The sequence below is a fragment of the Terribacillus saccharophilus genome, from assembly GCF_046592895.1.
Taxonomy (GTDB): Bacteria; Bacillota; Bacilli; order Bacillales; family Amphibacillaceae; genus Terribacillus; species Terribacillus saccharophilus_D.
This window is the reverse complement of sequence record NZ_JAWVPU010000001.1, coordinates 258,339-275,778: the sequence shown is the minus strand read 5'-3', so window position 1 is coordinate 275,778 and position 17,440 is coordinate 258,339. Positions and strand designations below refer to the sequence as shown.

Below are 17,440 nucleotides of genomic sequence, written 5' to 3'. Positions count from 1 at the left end.
AAGGGTATAACTAGGAAAACTGCAGTTACAATAACGTGCATTTGTAATGCTGGTGTAATGGGAATATATGCTTTAGGGTTTGTGAGCCTATCTTTTGGCTAATTATGGTGTAATTTTGTTTTGTGCCTCTAACAGCCCATTTATATTGTCACGATTTTTTGCATAAATGGTTTGACTATAAATAGTTTAGGGTATAAACTCAAAAGGTATAGGGGGTAAACCAATATGAGTAAATTGAAAGAGGCAATCGATCTTTTCAATGAAGTATCTTTCATGGCAACCGAGATTTTTCACAAAAAAGGCTCAGCGTATGATGTATTCGAACAGATATCGCCGCAGCAAGTCAGTCTGATCAAAATTTTGAGCTTGTCAGGTGCTTGTTCGCCCGGACATCTGGCAATGGTGCAGCAAGTACATAAAAGTGCGATTTCCAATCGACTGAAAAAGTTGCTTGAGAAGGACTTGGTCAAATGGGTCGAGTCCGATGGGGATAAGCGGACGAAGCTTGTACAAATTACAGATGATGGGGAAGCGGTCCTGCAGCAAGCTGAGGAAGCTATTTATGATCGATTTTGCGGACTTTTTGAACATATCAAAGAAGAAGATGTGGAAACTTTCATCCGGATCTTCACCGATGTAAAAGAACAGCTAAAAAAAGGGGAGAAGGAAATTTGAGGACTATCATTCGTTTTAAGTGGGTCATTGCCATTGCAGTCATTTTGATTGCTGTTGGATTGACGCTTTTTTCACCTAATTTGACCCAGCTGGCATCCGATAAGGGGCAGACGCAGCTGCCGGAGGATGCAATCTCCATCCGTGCCACTGAAATTTTGGAGGATGCAGGGGAAAACAGTAATTCGCTCAGTGTTGTTTTCGAGCTTGATGAAGCATTGAATCAAGATGGCGAGGATATGATTCAAGGTGTCATCGACAAAGTAGAACAAATCGATGGGGTCAGTGACATCACGACACCATTGACGGATAACGAAGAAATACAGAATCAAATGATGTCGGAGGACAAAAAAACAGTCATGATGCCGGTGACGGTCGAAGGCGCAGATGACGAAGTGGAAAGAATCGCTAATGACATTTATGATGCTATACCAGAGGATGCCACGGCGTACGTGACTGGTGCATCCTTGATCAACCAAGATTTTTCCAATACATCGGAGGAAGGTTTGAAAAAGACCGAACTGATTACGGTATTCATCATCGTTGGCTTGCTGTTGATTGTTTTCCGCAGCATCGTGACACCTTTTGTTCCATTGATCTCAGTAGGTATCACGTACTTGATCAGCCAAGGAATCCTGGGTATCTTGGTGAAAACGATGGACTTTCCGATATCGACATTCACACAGACATTCCTGGTGGCGATTCTATTCGGTATCGGTACCGACTATTGCATCCTGCTGCTCAGCCGTTTCCGGGAGGAGCTTGCTAACGGTCACGATAAAATCGAGGCAACGATCACCGCGTACCGGACAGCAGGTCGTACATTATTCATCAGTGCCATTGCGGTATTTGTAGGTTTTGCATCGATTTTCTTTGCAAAATTTGCCATTTTCCAATCAGCCGTTGGCGTGGCTATCGGGGTAGCAGTGCTATTGATCGTCCTGGTGACAGTAATGCCATTATTCATGGTAACGCTCGGTGAGAAGCTGTTCTGGCCATCCAAAAAGGCCGCTTCCCATGGGGACAATAAACTGTGGCATTTCCTTGGCCGCCATTCGGTTGCCAGACCGGTGCTGTTCCTGGCGATCACAGCTGCGATCACACTGCCATTCGTTTTGACGTATGATGAGGAAGTTTCCTTTAACTCAACAGAGGAAATCAGCAGTGATTATGATTCGATCAAAGGGCTGAATGCAATCGGGGACGCTATCGGAAAAGGCGAAGCGATGCCGATTCAGATTGTCATCAATGATGATGAAAACCTGACTACATCTGACACGCTGCCGTATCTTGATAACCTGAGTGACACGATCGGCAAGATCGATGGTGTCGATAAAGTCCGCACGGCAACACAGCCAACGGGCGAAAAAATCGACGACTTGTATGTGGATTCCCAAACCGGTCAGATTGCGGATGGAATCAATGATGCAGTCGATGGCATCTCTGAAGTGCAGGATGGTCTGACACAGGTGCAAGATGGTCTGAATCAGATTTCCGGCCAAGCTGGCGGTGCAGGTTCGTCGAGTGGCGGCGGACTATCTGATGCGACAGAAGGTCTTGGTCAAGTGAATACGGCCTTGCAGCAAGTAACTAGCCAATTGCAGCAAACAGGCAACGTCCAGCAAGCATCTGCACAGCTGGCAGGAATCAGCGAGCAGCTTGGACAGATTCAATCAGGTTTGGAACAAGCGGACACGCAATTGCAGGGACAGCAGGAACAGGTCGGCACACTGACCGAAACACTGCAGCAGCTTGCCGATGCAGTCGGGTCATCGAATGAAGGCCTGACGCAAGTGACTGACGGATTGCAGACGGCTTCGGATACGCTCCGCGAAATCAGCGATAGCAAAACGGTCCGTGATACAGGGATGTATATTCCGGAAGATGCCATGGAAGGGGACTTCCAGGAAAGCGTCGATATGTATAGCTTCCGCGACGGGGAAGGTGTGACACTTGATGTTGTATTGAGTGCTGATCCTTACTCCGAGGATGCGATCCAAACACTGCAGACAATCAAGGACCGTGTCGGGGCAGAAGTGAAGGACACACCTTATGAAGATGCGGAAATCGTCTATGGCGGTGTAACGAGCACAAACGCAGACTTAGAGGATCTATCGACATCAGATCTGTCCCGGACGATGGTCATCATGATGGTCGGATTATTCATCATCTTGACACTGTTATTCCGCAGCATGGTCATTCCGGCCTATATGATCGGATCCTTGCTGCTGACTTACTATACAGCGATGTCCATCGCCGAATTGATCTTTGTCAACGGTATGGATTACGCGGGTATCAGCTGGGCGGTTCCATTCTTCAGCTTCGTGATTTTGATCTCGCTTGGTGTGGATTATTCCATCTTCCTGCTTGATCGATTCAAAGAAGAAGCACGGGATGACCTGCAGGCTGGCATGGTTCAATCGATGAAGAAAATGGGCGGTGTCATCATTACCGCTGCCATCATTTTGGCAGGTACATTCGCTGCCATGATGCCATCTGGTGTCTTGACGCTGCTGGAAGTCGCGACAGTCATCATCATCGGTCTGTTATTGTATGGCTTGGTGATCTTGCCGCTGCTTATCCCAGCGATCGCAACGACACTTGGTGAGCTGAACTGGTGGCCGTTCAAACGTAAAAGAAACGAAGAAGAGTAACGGAGGGGAGCATGCCGATGGCGTGCTCCTTTTTTCTATGGACAAGTTTTTCGGACTGGCTGCATATAGTAGCAGGGAATGGAGGTTTGCTCATGAAACGAAACCTTGGATTGCGCCTTGTGCTGGCGGGGACGATGGTGATGGCAGGGTTGCTGTTCTTTTTTACGGACAGATCGACTCATCCTGTTCCGTACAATGAGGTCCATGAAGAAATGATCCGTCATGCATTGGAAGAAGTGAACGATACAGCGGTCGAGGAGCTGGCTGTTTATGATACGTATGAAGTGCTCGGTGTCGGTTTTCAGCCTGAAGGCATCATCAGTTTGCGGATCAAGAACGAAGGGGATGAAGTGGAAGGGCATATGCTGCCTGTTTGGGAAGACGTGAAAGGAGAGGCGGCAGAAGTTGTGGAAGCGCATGATCTGGAAGATGACATCAACAGGGAAATAGAATTGGAAGTCAGTTTGATCGGATCGGAAGGAAATGTTTTGCATACACATTGAGCATGCATTTTGGGCATGCTTTTTTTCTTTTGCTTAAAACAATTGGCTAACGGGTATATAAAAGCAAGACTAATTGGAAGGAGTGGGGCGTATGAAGGTAGCAGGCTATTTTGGATTCTTCATCCTGGCGCTTGTTTTCCTACTTATCTATGTATTCACTACCAATACGCTGTTTCTTCTGCTCACGGTTCTTTCAGGTGTGGTAGGGGCATATTTCTTATTCCGTGAGTTAAAGACAAGAGAAAAGAAGGAACCGAGAGAACGAGACTATAACAGCGAGGGGAAATAACGATGGGACATGTAATCAGAACACAATCCGGACATAATATATTCGCAGAAGACATCGGCGCAGGCATTCCCATTGTCTTTTTACACGGCTGGCCGGTAAATTATAAAATGTTCGAGTACCAAATGAATGAATTGCCAAAGCATGGCTACCGTTTCATCGGTATCGACCTGCTTGGCTTCGGAAAATCGGATAAGCCATGGAACAGCTATTCCTACGATGCGCAGGCAGAAGCAGTGCATGCGGTCATCGAGCATCTCGGACTGGAACGTTTCGTCTTGGCGGGCTTTTCGATGGGCGGACCGATTGCTGTTCGTTATATGAATAGGTATGGTCTAGCCAAAGTGGATAAGCTGCTTCTTTTATCAGCAGCACTGCCTGCGTTCACACAACGTGACGCTTATCCGTTCGGCATGAAGAACGAGGATGCAAATGACATGATCGAGCAGCTGAAAGTCGATCGGCCGAAGACTTTGCGTGACTTCGGAAATATGTTTTTTGCACAGGAACATTCTGATTCCTTCGAGGAATGGTTCTTCCAGTTAGGTCTGGAAGCGAGCGGCCATGGAACAATTCAAGCAATGGAAGCGCTGCGTGATGAGGATCTTCGTGATGAACTTGCAGGAATCAGCACCCCGACATTCATCTTCCATGGACATAAAGATGAGATTTGTCCATTTGATTTCGCCAATGAAATCACAGGCGGTATCGTCAATTCCACAATCATTCCATTTGAACATAGCGGACATGGGCTGCTGTTCGATGAAAAAGAAAAATTCAATCATGAGCTTTTGCGCGTATTGCATAGCTAAAGGACGTAAAATAGAGCTGACGGGAGAGTCAGCTCTATTTGGCATGTACAGGAGGGGAATAGATGAATCATGCAGTGACGATAATCGGCATAGCAGTGGCGATCATACTAGTCGGAATTGCGATATTTTATAATACTGGTGCGCGCAAACGTCCGATGCAAAATTCAGACCGACATCGGGAGCAGCTGAAACTGCAATATGACACGTTGAAGGTACGTCCAACCGCGATAGTGGATGATGAGCATTTCGAAAGACTGAAGAAAGCATTGGATTTTGAGTATTTGGATAAAATCAATGATGCTTTCCGCAATGAGCATTATGATTGGAGTCAGAAAAAAATCAATATGCACTTCCGCGGGTTATTCCGTTTCTTCTTGATGGCTTCCATTTTCCGCAGTAAAGAACTATTTGATAAGGACATACATCGCTTATGGGAAGTGATGCGCCAGTTTGAAGAAGAATACAAGACATTCTGTCTGCAATTCTTTGAAGGGGAAATAACCGAAGATGCATCGGAGCGCGGCGAACGCCATGCGGAGGAGCGGGAGCGATTTGAAGTCAAATATTTGCTGCTGTTCCAATTAGGTGAGCAGACACCGACAATTTGGGGAGAGTTCTTCCAGTATGGCGATGGAAAAACTTTCATCGATTACATCCAGCATCATGATATCGACGAAGTGAAGCGGGAGTATATGGCAGAAAGCATCACCCCTGATGCAGAAAGGACTTTCGAAAATCTGTATCGTCATATCAAATGGGGTATGGAAACTGATGCAGATAAGCTGCGTGAACAGCATCCCGGCCCCGAGGGCAGCCAGGAAGACCGGGAGATGGATGTGAGCATACTCTACTTTCTCAGTCTCAGGGGCGAAACAACGGAAGACGAGGAAAATGAGCTGTCCCAGTATACAGGCAGGGGCAGCGGATTTTATGCTACCAATGAATCTTACGGCCAGATGCAGAAGATATAAGCACGCAGCTCGCGTGCTTTTTTATTTTCATACTACCTGCAGCAGACGGTGAATAAGCTAGTCCTGAAGGGAGGACTGGTTTATGCATCGTTACAAGCGAACAAATCGGAAACAATTGCTCATTATCTGTTTTATGGTCATGCTGGTGCTTTGTGTGATTGCACTTTTTCTTAAGAATGCTTCGCCCAATCAAGCAAAAAAGACGGTGGAACAGTTTTACACATATGAGCAAAAAGGAGAATATAGTTCTTCCTGGGGCCTGCTGCATCCGGAACTGCAGTCTCGCTTTCCGTTAAAAGACTATGTGACCGATCGTTCCCATGTTTTCATGAGTCATTTTGGAGCGGATACCTTCCAATTTGCAATAGAAGAAAAAGAGAAACATAAGAAATGGCAGGCAGCTCCCGATGGTCAAACGTATAAGGACGTGTATGCTTTCACCGTCAAACAGGACTATCGAGGAAAGTACGGGCATTTTGCCTTTGTCCAGTATGTTTATGTGGTAAAGGATAAAGGGGAATGGCAAATTCTGTGGGATTATCAAGAGCGAAAGTGATATACCGAAATACTGACAATCGTTCCCGAAAAGCGTATGATGGAGGAAAAGAGGAACGGAGCGACAAGATGAAGGCAATTCTTTTTGACTTGGATGGTACGATTCATGACAGGAGGACAACTCTGCAGCAGTTCCTGGCTGATCAATTTCAGCGATTTCAAACAGAGCTGCAGTCTGTCGGTGAATCTGATTTTATAGAAACATTCGTGGAACTCGACCAAAATGGTTACGTGGAAAAACCGGTTGTTTATGTGGAGCTTTTAAACCGATTTTCAATGGATGCTGGTTTAGAGCCTGTTTTGACTGCTGATTACTTCGAAAGGGTGGCGCAGTTTGCCGTTGCTTATCCGGAGGCGCTTGAAACGCTGCAGGAGTTGAGCATGTCCTATACGCTTGGGATCGTCACAAACGGACCAGCATTGCTGCAGCAGCAAGTGATCGAGCAGCTCGGCTTGTATTGGCATTGCCAAAGCTTGATCATCTCTGAAGCAGTCGGACTCAGAAAGCCTGATCCTGCCATTTTCGAGATGGCACTAGTGGAGGTGGATGCAGCTCCTACAGAGACGATTTTTGTTGGTGATCACGTGGAAAATGATGTGATGGGAAGCAAAAATGCTGGTTTGCAGCCAGTCTTGTTCGGCGGCAAACTGGAAGGAGTGCCGAGTTTCTCCAATTGGTGTGTGCTGCCTGCCCTGATTGCCAACTATAATCGGTCGGAAAGGAAAAATAAAGACGACTATACTATAATGGACGTGGACTAAGACTTTTACATAAAGGGGAGATTGGATGACTGCGAACAAACAAAGCGAGTATAAGCTGATCGCGCTTGATATGGACGGTACGATGCTCAATCCTCGTGAAGAAGTGACGGAAGCAACACGGAAAGCGATACAGCGGGCACAGGAAGAAGGTGTACATGTCATACTCAGTACTGGCCGAGGCATCCGCACATGCAAGCCGTATGCGGATGATCTTGGATTGCAGTCGTTTCTTGTGACGGTGAACGGAAGTGAAATCTGGACGGCTGATGGGGAATTGCTTGAGCGTGTGCTGATCGAGGATGATTTGATCAAGAAAATGAAACGTTTGGCAGATGAATATGACACGCATTATTGGGCTGTAAGTACGGATCATGTGTTCCGTGGGAATTTCCCAGCCAATATGGAGGAATATGACTGGCTGAAATTCGGCTTTGATACATTCGATGATAGCAAGCGGGAGGCAATCGTCAAAGAACTTTCCGGCAAAAACGAATTGGAGCTTTCCAACTCGAGCCCGACGAATATCGAGGTCAACGCTGTTGGCATCAACAAAGCAGAAGCTGTGCAAAAGGTCTGTGATAGACTAGGCATCAAAATGGAGCAAGTGATTGCCATGGGTGATAGCTTGAATGACATAAAGATGATCGAAGCTGTCGGCTGCGGTGTTGCGATGGGCAACGCGCAGGAGGCAGTCAAAGAAGTTGCGAATCATCAGACAGACACAAATGAAAATGATGGAGTGGCAAAAGCGATCCATCATCTGTTAGGATGGTCTTAAGCTCGGTTAATCCCGAGCTTTTTTCATACATAAGGGGGGAACGGAATGCAGACAGATCATTTGTATTACCCATATCATTCCCAGCGGATGACGACCATCGCCAGGCAAGGGATGGTAGCCACTTCGCAGCCGCTTGCCGCACAGGCCGGGCTGGATATGCTGAAAAAAGGTGGCAATGCAGTCGATGCGGCCATTGCGACTGCGGCGATGCTGACAGTGGTAGAGCCAACATCTAACGGTATTGGCGGCGATGCTTTCGCGCTTGTTTGGATCAAGGATCAGCTGTATGGATTGAATGCCAGCGGACCTGCCCCGAATTCGATCAGCATCGAAAAGGTGAAGGCGATGGGATACGATGAAATACCGCTGCATGGCTTTTTACCGGTAACGGTACCAGGCGCACCAGGCGGCTGGGCTGCCTTGAGCAAGCGCTTCGGAAAGCTATCACTGGTGGACGTGCTGCAGCCGGCAATATATTACGCCGAGAACGGATTTGCAGTAACACCAATTGTTGCCAAGCTGTGGGAACGGGCATATAAGAAGTTCAGCACCTCTTGCACCGATTCCATGTACAATGGCTGGTTTGATACATTTGCCCCGAATGGTGATTTCCCGAAAATCGGTGATGTGTGGCGGTCTCCTGATCATGCGGAAACACTGCGGCTAATCGCCCGTACGGATGCGGCTGCCTTTTATAAGGGAGAGCTGGCTGATGAAATGGCGGAATTTTCTGCCGATAGCGGCGGATTCCTGACAAAAGAAGATTTGGTGGCGTTTGAACCGGAGTGGGTTGAGCCGATTTCAGTGAATTACCGAGGCTATGATGTGTGGGAAATACCGCCGAATGGCCAAGGGTTGGTGGCTTTATCGGCTTTGAACATCTTGAAAGGCTTCTCTTTCCAGGAAAAGGAATCTGTCGATACATATCATAAACAAATGGAGGCAATGAAACTGGCTTTTGCTGACGGTCACGCTTATATAACCGAAGAACAGCATATGCCAGTCACCGTACAGGAATTGTTGTCGGAAAGTTACGCGGCACAAAGAAGAGCCCAGATCACAGAAAAAGCACAGGAGCCGGTAGCAGGAGAACCTAAAGCAGGCGGAACCGTTTATTTGGCTGCTGCCGATGGGGAAGGAAATATGGTTTCTTTCATCCAAAGCAACTATCATGGATTCGGTTCCGGCCTAGTTGTGCCAGGAACGGGAATCGCGCTGCAAAACCGGGGGCACAACTTCAGCCTCGATCCGGAACACAGCAACAGTCTGCAGCCTGGGAAAAAGTCCTTCCACACGATCATTCCTGGTTTTTTGACCAAAAATGGACAAGCTATCGGGCCATTCGGTGTGATGGGCGGGTTCATGCAGCCGCAAGGACATACCCAAGTGGTCATGAATATGTTGGATTTCGGCCTGAATCCACAGACAGCTCTTGATGCACCGCGCTGGCAATGGGTCAAAGACAAGACCATCCAAGTGGAAGCGGATTTCCCGAAGCATATCGCGGAGGCATTGATGCGAAAAGGGCATGATATCGAAGTCAAAGCAGACAGATCCACCTTCGGGCGCGGGCAAGTCATTTGGCGTGACCCTGGGACAGGCACATTATATGGAGGAACCGAAGCGCGTGCTGACGCTAGCATCGCTTCGTATTAGAAAGGTAGGAACGCATGATTTACTGGCAATTATTTTTGGCATTTTTCCGTGTCGGCATCCTAGGTTACGGCGGCGGTCCTTCGTCGATTCCGCTTGTGGAAAAGGAAGTCGTCAAACAGTATAAATGGATGGATGATGAAGAATTCGGCAATACATTGGCACTTGGCAACAGTTTGCCGGGTCCGATCGCTACGAAACTTGCAGGTTATATCGGTTATCGTGTTGGCGGCTGGATCGGGATGATCAGTGCATTGGTCGCGACGGTCATCCCGACGGTCGTCTTATTGATCGTTTTGTTTTATTTTGTCGATGCATTGAGTGGGCAGCCATGGCTCAGCGGTATGACGACAGCTGTGATCCCAGTCGTAGGCGTCATGCTGGCAGTGATGACGATCGATTTTCTCAGGAAATCGCGAAATGGATTGAAACGCTGGCAGATTGTCATGCTGCTGGCAGTCTCTGTTGTTTTGATTGAGGTGCTTTCCATTCACCCTGCGTTCTTGATCCTTGCGCTTCTTTTGGTTGCGCTGTTGAAACCTGAGAAACAGAAGGAGGAAGGAGCATGATTTATTGGGAAATATTCCTGGCCTTCTTCATTCCTGGAATTGTGGGATATGGCGGAGGGCCTGCTACGATTCCGCTCATCGAAAAAGAAGTGGTGGATAGATTTGGGTGGATGACAACAGCGGATTACAGCCAGATGCTGGCACTGGCCAATGCACTTCCCGGCCCGATTGCGACGAAACTGGCAGGTGTGATCGGCTTTCAGCAAGCTGGTGTCTTTGGGGCGGCGATCGGTTTATTTGCTACAGTCGCTCCTTCGCTCATCTTGATGATTGGATTATTAAGTGTTTTAGCGAAGTTCAAGGATTCGCCCCGGGTGAAGAAAATGACAGCGTACATACGGCCGACGATCGCTGTGCTGCTGGCGGGGATGGCAATCAGCTTCTTTCATACTTCCTATGAAAGCGCCGGCTGGATTCATACGATCATCTTGGTTGTGGCAAGCTACCTGCTCATGGAAAGGTGGAAGGTGCACCCGGCTTTTGTCATACTTGGGGCCTTGGTATACGGAGCAGTGCTTCTCGGTTGAGTTCCTGCAAAAATAAATCCGTGAATTTTTATGCTGGGCAGGAGATAGCAATAAAAGGGCTAATGTAATTAGTAAAATAAAATTCACTGCATAATCTAGTAGGGAACCGGGTAGCTACTTAACAAGGGGAATAGGATAAAAAAAGGAAGAAGGAGCATCAGATGCGCATTACCATTTGGAACGAATACCGTCATGAGAAGGAAAACGACCAGGTGAGAAGCATTTATCCCCGAGGCATCCATGGAGCGATTGCCGAATTTTTGGAGCAAGATGGATTCACTGTCCAGACGAGGACACTTGATGACCCAGAACAAGGCTTGGATCAAGAAAACCTGGAAAATACAGATGTCTTGATTTGGTGGGCACATCGGGCACATGAGGAAGTGAACGACCATGCAGTTGAACGAGTGAAGCAGCGCGTTCTGGCAGGCATGGGATTGATTGTCCTCCACTCCGGCCACTTTTCCAAGATATTCCGCAATTTGATGGGCACATCATGTGACTTGAAATGGCGCCAGGATGGCGAGAAGGAACGCATATGGGTCGTTCAGCCGAGTCATCCGATCACAAGGGGATTAGGTGAATATTTCGAACTTCCAGAGGAAGAAATGTACGGCGAACACTTCGATATTCCAGAACCAGATCATACATTGTTCATCAGCTGGTTCGAAGGCGGCGAAGTTTTCCGCAGCGGCTGCACGTATAATCGTGGAAAAGGGAAGATCTTCTATTTCCGTCCCGGTCACGAAACGTACCCGACTTACTATGATGAAAATGTGCAGACTGTCATCCGTAATGCCTGCGAATGGGCAGCAGCTCCATCAGCTGTCGTGCCGCACTACGGAAAGTCAGAACCCTTGGAGCCGATACTGCGCCTAGCGAAGAAGTGAACGTATAAAGCCGTCTGGCACGCTGGCGGCTTTTACATATACAAAGAGAGAAAAAGGAGGAGAAACAACATGCGAGCGATTGGAATCTATAAGCAAGCATCCGTCGATCAAGCAGACAGTTTCAAAGAAGAACAGGTGGACAAGCCGAAAGCTGAAGGAAACGATGTCCTTGTCCAGGTAAAAGCAGTGAGTGTCAATCCAGTTGATACGAAGCAGCGCAAACTGAAGGAAGACGACGGCAAATTCCGTATTCTCGGCTTTGATGCAGCGGGGATCATTGAGGAAGTCGGGGAAGATGTGCAAGGATTCCAGCCTGGTGATGAGGTCTATTACGCTGGGTCTGTCGCACGCCAAGGATCAAATAGCGAGTTCCAGCTGGTCGATCACAAGGTCATTGCTAAAAAGCCTGCCAGCCTGAGCTTTGCAGAAGCAGCCGCTTTACCGTTGACTGCACTGACGGCCTGGGAAGCGATGTTCGAGAAGATGCACATCCCGCTTGATGCAGATGCCAATAAAGACAAGACGATCCTGCTGATCAATGCGGCAGGCGGCGTGGGTTCGATTGCCTCGCAATTTGCCCAGTTGTATGGACTGAATGTAGTCGGGACAGCTTCACGCGAAGAGACGACCACGTGGGCGAAACAGCATGGAACCGAACGGGTGATCAATCATCATGAAGCTTTGCATCCGCAGCTTGAAAGACTGGGAATCGACAGTGTCGATTATGTCTTTTGCATGCATCAGCTGGACAAAGCATGGGATGACATCATCGAAGTCGTGAAACCAGAGGGCGTCATTTGTGCCATCACAGGTCCGGTCGAAGATATCAAGTTAACGGATATGACATCAAAGAGCCTGACGCTAGTGTGGGAGTATATGTTCACACGCACACTTCACCAGACCGATAGCCGCTATAAACAAGGCGAAATCCTAGCCAAGTTGGCAGAGCTGGTCGATGAAGGACGGGTGCGTACGACCAAATCGGAAGAACTGGAAGGCTTGACAGTCGAGAACCTGCAGGAAGCGCATAAGCGTCTGGAAGAGGGCAGCATGATCGGGAAACTGGTCATCACGGTGTGACAAAGGCAGGCTATATGCCTGTCTTTGTTCAGCTTTCTGCCGATCATGTTGTATAATAACGGTAAGACATATGGTGGAGAGGTGAATTTAAATGATACATAAAGTTGCTGTGATAACAAGCGGTGGAGATTCACCAGGCATGAATGCGGCCATACGGGCTATCGTCAAGGCGGCGAATTACCATGATATCGAGGTATATGGGGTCGAAGGCGGGTATCAAGGACTGATAGAGGATAAGTTATCGATACTGCGCGCCTCTGATGTGGAAACAATCGCAAACAAAGGCGGAACCATCTTAAAAACATCCCGTTCGCTTGCTTTCATGGATGAACCGGGTAGAAAGCAAGCTGTGGAAGTGCTGCGCAGATATGGCATCGCGGATGTGATCGTCATCGGCGGCGAAGGATCGTTGCAAGGTGCGCAGAAGCTGCATGAACTTGGTATCCGGGTGATCGGGATTCCGGGAACGATCGATAATGACCTGGATTATACCGACTATAGCATCGGTTTTGATACGACATTGAATACGGTGCTCAGTTCCCTCGGACGAATCAAGGATACCGGATTGTCCCACAACAAGACGACGATTGTGGAAGTGATGGGACGGCATTGCGGCGATCTTGCTTTATTCACTGCGGTTGCTGGTGAAGGGGACATGATTTCGACGCCGGAGCATAAACTGAGTTTTGAGCAGATTTGCGAAAAGCTGCAGAGCAGGATCTCCAAAGGCCGCAATGATAATATCATCGTTGTCACGGAGCGGATGTATGATTTGGATGAACTGCAAGCATATATCGAGGAACATATGCAAATCGAAGTACGCACGACGGTACTCGGCTTCATCCAGCGCGGCGGTGAGCCGTCGGCATTCGACCGTATCCTGGCTAATAAGATGGGAGTCAAAGCGGTGACGATGCTGATGGAAGGGCAATCCGGATTTGCCATCGGTATCAAGGCAAATCAGCTGATTGCGAAAGATTTGCGCACGATGCTGGATGAAAAGACGGATAAGCAAGCAAATTATGACTTGCTCGATATGCTGCTTTATACGACATAAGACAATCAACCAGAGCACGCCTTGAGACAGGCGTGCTTTTTCTTTGGCGAAACATGTATATACAATCTGATTGAAAGCGCTTGCAACTATGTGATAAACTTTTTATACACTGCAGCAGGAAAAAAACTGGGGATAGGCTTAAAGGAGAGGAAAGGAGGGAAGTAGATAATCGCACTAAAGAAAGCGTTTACTATAATGCGAGGAGGAGCTGTAATGAAGCGAAGCTTTCTGATGGTTGCCTTATGTGCCGGTCTTGGGCTGGCAGGCTGCTCGGCAATTACGAGTGGGGATGGTGCGGATGATGACAAGGTGCAAATTACATATGCGAGGGGGACGGATACGACCGGGGCTACGGATTTACTGATCGAAGCATTTGAAAAAGAGCATCCCGGGATTGATGTGCAAGTCCGGGAAATGCCATCTGACAGTGGGGAATCGCATAATCAGTATGTGACGATGTTCAGCGGTAAAAGTCCGGAAGTGGATGTGTTCGATGCTGATATCGTCTGGTCGGCGGAATTCGGTCAGGCCAACTATGTGCTGCCGCTTGACAGGCTGATCGAGCGGGATCAAATCGATATGGATGCCTATTTCCCAGCAACAGTGGAAGCGGGTCGCTACAATGGAAGGCAGTATGCGATGCCAGGCTATGCAGATGCTGGTCTGCTCTACTACCGGACAGACATAACCGATCAAGTGCCCGAAACGTGGGATGAACTCGAACAGTTGGCAGAGGAAAACATGGGGAAAGAAGGCGCCGAATTCGGCTATTTGATGCAGGCAGCCCAATATGAAGGTATCGTGACCAATGCGATCGAGTATATCTACTCTTACGGCGGTCAGGTGCTGGATGCCAATGGGAATGTAGTGATCAACAGTCCCGAAGCAATCGAAGGTTTGCAGAAAATGATCGACATAGCGAATAGTGATTTTGTACCGAACAATATACTTAACTTTCAGGAAATCGACACAGAGTCTTCCTTCAATGAAGGAAATGCCGTGTATGCAAGAAACTGGCCCTATTTGAATGACACAGCGAATGATCCGGAAGTATCGAAGGTGGCAGGCAATGTTGGCATCGCCACGATCCCAGCCGGCAGTGAAGGCGCAGCATCCTCATTGGGTGGCTGGATGCGGATGATCAATCGCTATACCGATGAGGCGGAAGCATCCTGGACTTTCGTAAAGTGGATGAGCGGAGAAGAGGGACAAAAGCTCAATGCTCTCGAAGGCGGAAAGGCTCCGACATTGGAAGCTTTATATGAGGATGAAGAGATCACGGATGTGAGTGCCGTGCTTGCGAGCGAGGATTTCTTCAATTCCCTCCAAAATGCGATACCACGACCGATCACGCCGATTTACCCGGAAATCTCAGATATCATGCAAATCGAGCTATCAAGGGCTTTGGCTGGCGAGATCACGGCTGAGGAAGCAGTCGAACGGATGGAGACGAAGATGCAAGCGGCATTGGAATCCGTAACCAATTAAAGGAGCTGAGCGTATGAAGCAACCGAAAAAAAGACGGTTCCAGCTGAGTGAACGGCAGCTTGGTTACGCGATGGTCGCACCGTCGATCATTCTGATTGCCGTCATCATCATTTGGCCGATCATGTTGTCTGCCTGGAACAGTTTGTTCGATTACCGTTTGAATGATCCGGCGAAAGCGGAACGGATTTCGACTTTGAGCATCAACCTTGAAACCTACGCCGATAATCGATACTTTGTTTATGAAACGATGGAAGATGTCAGATCTGCGATGCCGGATGCAAGTGGCACATTGGACGATGTGACAGCGGCATTGGATGAGCAGCATGAAACTTTATTGAATAGTGATGAAGGACTTGCCAGCAGCTATGAAGAAGTCAACTCCATGCTGGAAAATTATCAGCCCGTCAATGATGACGATCTCCGGCTGGCAGAGGTGCCGGAAGAATGGGCAGATGGTTTTTCCAATACATTGGATGAACAAACAGCCGCTGTCCAGGCATTGCGGGATGATGCTCCCGAAGAAGCTGTCCAGCCATTGACGGATCTGGAATCCCAATTGTCCAATACGCAGAGTTCGATCCTTGAACCGAACTTTGTCGGAATCAAGAACTATACCACGTATCTTGGAGACGGCCGGACTTGGACGGCGATGCTGAATACGGTGTTGTTCACGGTTGTGACCGTAGGCGTCGAGCTTATCATCGGGATGCTGGTTGCGTTGCTCATCAACCGGGTCTTCATCGGACGCGGACTTGTCCGGGCGGCGGTTTTGGTACCGTGGGCGATACCAACAGCAGTGGCAGCGATGATGTGGACCTTCCTGTTTGACGGGCAGTCCGGTATCATGGCGCATTATATGGCTCAATTGGGCTTCATCGATGACCCAGGTACACTGCTATCCACAGGAGCAGGCGGTATGTTCTCAATCATGTTTGCAGATATCTGGAAAACGACACCATACATGGCATTGCTGCTGCTGGCGGGTTTGCAGACGATTCCGCGTTCGATGTATGAAGCAGCGGAAGTCGATGGTGCGAATAAAATCCAGCAATTTTTCTCCATCACCTTGCCGATGATCAAATCGGCAATCCTGGTTGCGGTCTTATTCCGTGCATTGGATGCGTTCCGCGTGTTCGACCTTATCTACGTCCTCACAGGCGGAGGGCCGGCAAACTCGACGGAATCAATCAGTGTGTATGCTTACAAACTCTTGTTTGAACAGCAGAACTTCGGTGCAGGTTCGGCTTTGAGTGTCATCGTATTCCTGAGTGTTGCATTGCTCAGTACGATATTCATCAAGCTGATCGGATCGGATTTGTTCAGCGGAAGGCTAAAACAATAGGACGGAGGAGGAAAATACTATGGTAAAACGCGCTGGAATCGGCTTTTACATTTTCTTGATACTGTTTGTATTCCTGGTCATGTTCCCGTTCATCTGGGTGGTTCTGACATCCATCAAACCGCAAGGGGAAATCTTCTCTTCGTTCCAATGGTTCACAAGCAATATGACCTTGGAAAACTATACATCGGCACTGGAAACAAGACCATTGCTCATGTACATGCTGAATAGCTTTGTTGTGGCAACACTTACTACAATCATCTCCATCATCGTCGCATCTTTCACAGCTTATGCGGTCACGCGTCTGCCAATCCGTTTCAAAGGATTGATTCTGGGATTGGTTTTGGCAGCATCGATGTTTCCGCAGATCGCAGTCCTATCACCGATCTTCAACTTTGTCACCGACACAGGTTTGCGCAACAGCTATCTCGGACTGGTAATCCCGTATATCACAATCAGTTTGCCGCTGGCAATCTGGATCCTATCAACCTTTTTCATCAAGATTCCGCTCGCATTGGAAGAATCGGCGAAACTGGATGGAGCCACTCCTTTCCAGACATTCCGCAAGATCATCTTCCCGCTCGCGGCACCAGGTGTATTCACGACCGCCATCTTAGTGTTCATCGCTGCTTGGAATGAATACTTGTTTGCACTGACGATCAACACCGATGACCGCTGGCGTACGATTCCAGTCGGTATTTCCTTCTATCAAAGCCAATATACCATCCCATGGGGAGATATCACTGCTGCTACCGTCATTGTGACGATCCCGATCGTTGTCCTTGTCCTCTTGTTCCAGCGCCGTATCGTTGCCGGGCTGACAAGTGGTTCTGTCAAAGAATAA

18 protein-coding genes are annotated in these 17,440 nt (G+C 48.2%); all 18 read left to right on the top strand.

The features are described from left to right. The first annotated feature begins 225 nt into the window (after positions 1–225). The 18 genes from SFC66_RS01410 to SFC66_RS01325 all read left to right on the top strand — a co-directional run bounded on the left by SFC66_RS01410 (position 226) and on the right by SFC66_RS01325 (position 17,440). The gene (locus tag SFC66_RS01410; protein WP_411216922.1) at positions 226–675 is read left to right on the top strand and encodes a MarR family winged helix-turn-helix transcriptional regulator; all 450 of its coding nucleotides are present in this window, start codon (positions 226–228) and stop codon (positions 673–675) included. Continuing rightward, on the top strand, positions 672–3,326 hold the full coding sequence (locus tag SFC66_RS01405) for an MMPL family transporter (RefSeq protein WP_411216921.1): 2,655 nt from the start codon (positions 672–674) through the stop codon (positions 3,324–3,326). Before SFC66_RS01410 ends, SFC66_RS01405 begins: the two co-directional genes overlap by 4 nt. 92 nt (positions 3,327–3,418) lie before the next feature. Further along, complete coding sequence (locus SFC66_RS01400; RefSeq protein WP_411216920.1) at positions 3,419–3,829, top strand: hypothetical protein; 411 nt, start codon at positions 3,419–3,421, stop codon at positions 3,827–3,829. Positions 3,830–3,920: 91 nt separating this feature from the next. Continuing rightward, positions 3,921–4,118, top strand: coding sequence for a hypothetical protein (locus tag SFC66_RS01395; protein ID WP_411216919.1), 198 nt, complete (start codon positions 3,921–3,923; stop codon positions 4,116–4,118). Positions 4,119–4,120: 2 nt separating this feature from the next. After that, positions 4,121–4,927, top strand: a complete 807-nt coding sequence (locus SFC66_RS01390; RefSeq protein ID WP_411216918.1) for an alpha/beta fold hydrolase — start codon at positions 4,121–4,123, stop codon at positions 4,925–4,927. A gap of 62 nt (positions 4,928–4,989) precedes the next feature. Further along, a complete protein-coding gene (locus SFC66_RS01385; protein WP_411216917.1) occupies positions 4,990–5,898 on the top strand; it encodes a hypothetical protein in 909 nt (302 codons plus the stop codon). An 82-nt stretch (positions 5,899–5,980) separates the two neighbouring features. Continuing rightward, a complete protein-coding gene (locus SFC66_RS01380) occupies positions 5,981–6,454 on the top strand; it encodes a hypothetical protein (protein WP_411216916.1) in 474 nt (157 codons plus the stop codon). Next, complete coding sequence (locus SFC66_RS01375) at positions 6,418–7,215, top strand: HAD family hydrolase (protein ID WP_411216915.1); 798 nt, start codon at positions 6,418–6,420, stop codon at positions 7,213–7,215. The genes SFC66_RS01380 and SFC66_RS01375 overlap by 37 nt, the downstream gene beginning before the upstream one ends. A gap of 25 nt (positions 7,216–7,240) precedes the next feature. After that, entirely contained in the window at positions 7,241–7,993 is a 753-nt protein-coding gene (locus SFC66_RS01370) for a Cof-type HAD-IIB family hydrolase (protein WP_411216914.1), read from the top strand. Positions 7,994–8,038: 45 nt separating this feature from the next. Continuing rightward, entirely contained in the window at positions 8,039–9,649 is a 1,611-nt protein-coding gene (ggt, locus tag SFC66_RS01365; RefSeq protein WP_411216913.1) for a gamma-glutamyltransferase, read from the top strand. A gap of 14 nt (positions 9,650–9,663) precedes the next feature. Then, positions 9,664–10,215: a chromate transporter gene (locus tag SFC66_RS01360; protein ID WP_411216912.1), complete on the top strand. Its 552-nt coding sequence runs from the start codon at positions 9,664–9,666 to the stop codon at positions 10,213–10,215. After that, the gene (locus tag SFC66_RS01355; RefSeq protein WP_411216911.1) at positions 10,212–10,742 is read left to right on the top strand and encodes a chromate transporter; all 531 of its coding nucleotides are present in this window, start codon (positions 10,212–10,214) and stop codon (positions 10,740–10,742) included. Before SFC66_RS01360 ends, SFC66_RS01355 begins: the two co-directional genes overlap by 4 nt. A gap of 161 nt (positions 10,743–10,903) precedes the next feature. Further along, complete coding sequence (locus SFC66_RS01350; RefSeq protein WP_411216910.1) at positions 10,904–11,632, top strand: ThuA domain-containing protein; 729 nt, start codon at positions 10,904–10,906, stop codon at positions 11,630–11,632. A gap of 69 nt (positions 11,633–11,701) precedes the next feature. After that, positions 11,702–12,712: a zinc-binding alcohol dehydrogenase family protein gene (locus SFC66_RS01345; protein ID WP_411216909.1), complete on the top strand. Its 1,011-nt coding sequence runs from the start codon at positions 11,702–11,704 to the stop codon at positions 12,710–12,712. A gap of 91 nt (positions 12,713–12,803) precedes the next feature. Further along, positions 12,804–13,769 (top strand): 6-phosphofructokinase, encoded by a 966-nt coding sequence (gene pfkA, locus SFC66_RS01340; protein ID WP_411216908.1) that lies wholly within the window; start codon positions 12,804–12,806, stop codon positions 13,767–13,769. 213 nt (positions 13,770–13,982) lie between these two features. Further along, complete coding sequence (locus tag SFC66_RS01335) at positions 13,983–15,257, top strand: ABC transporter substrate-binding protein (RefSeq protein ID WP_411216907.1); 1,275 nt, start codon at positions 13,983–13,985, stop codon at positions 15,255–15,257. A gap of 13 nt (positions 15,258–15,270) precedes the next feature. Beyond that, positions 15,271–16,599, top strand: coding sequence for a carbohydrate ABC transporter permease (locus SFC66_RS01330; protein WP_411216906.1), 1,329 nt, complete (start codon positions 15,271–15,273; stop codon positions 16,597–16,599). 19 nt (positions 16,600–16,618) lie between these two features. Next, positions 16,619–17,440: a carbohydrate ABC transporter permease gene (locus tag SFC66_RS01325; RefSeq protein WP_411216905.1), complete on the top strand. Its 822-nt coding sequence runs from the start codon at positions 16,619–16,621 to the stop codon at positions 17,438–17,440.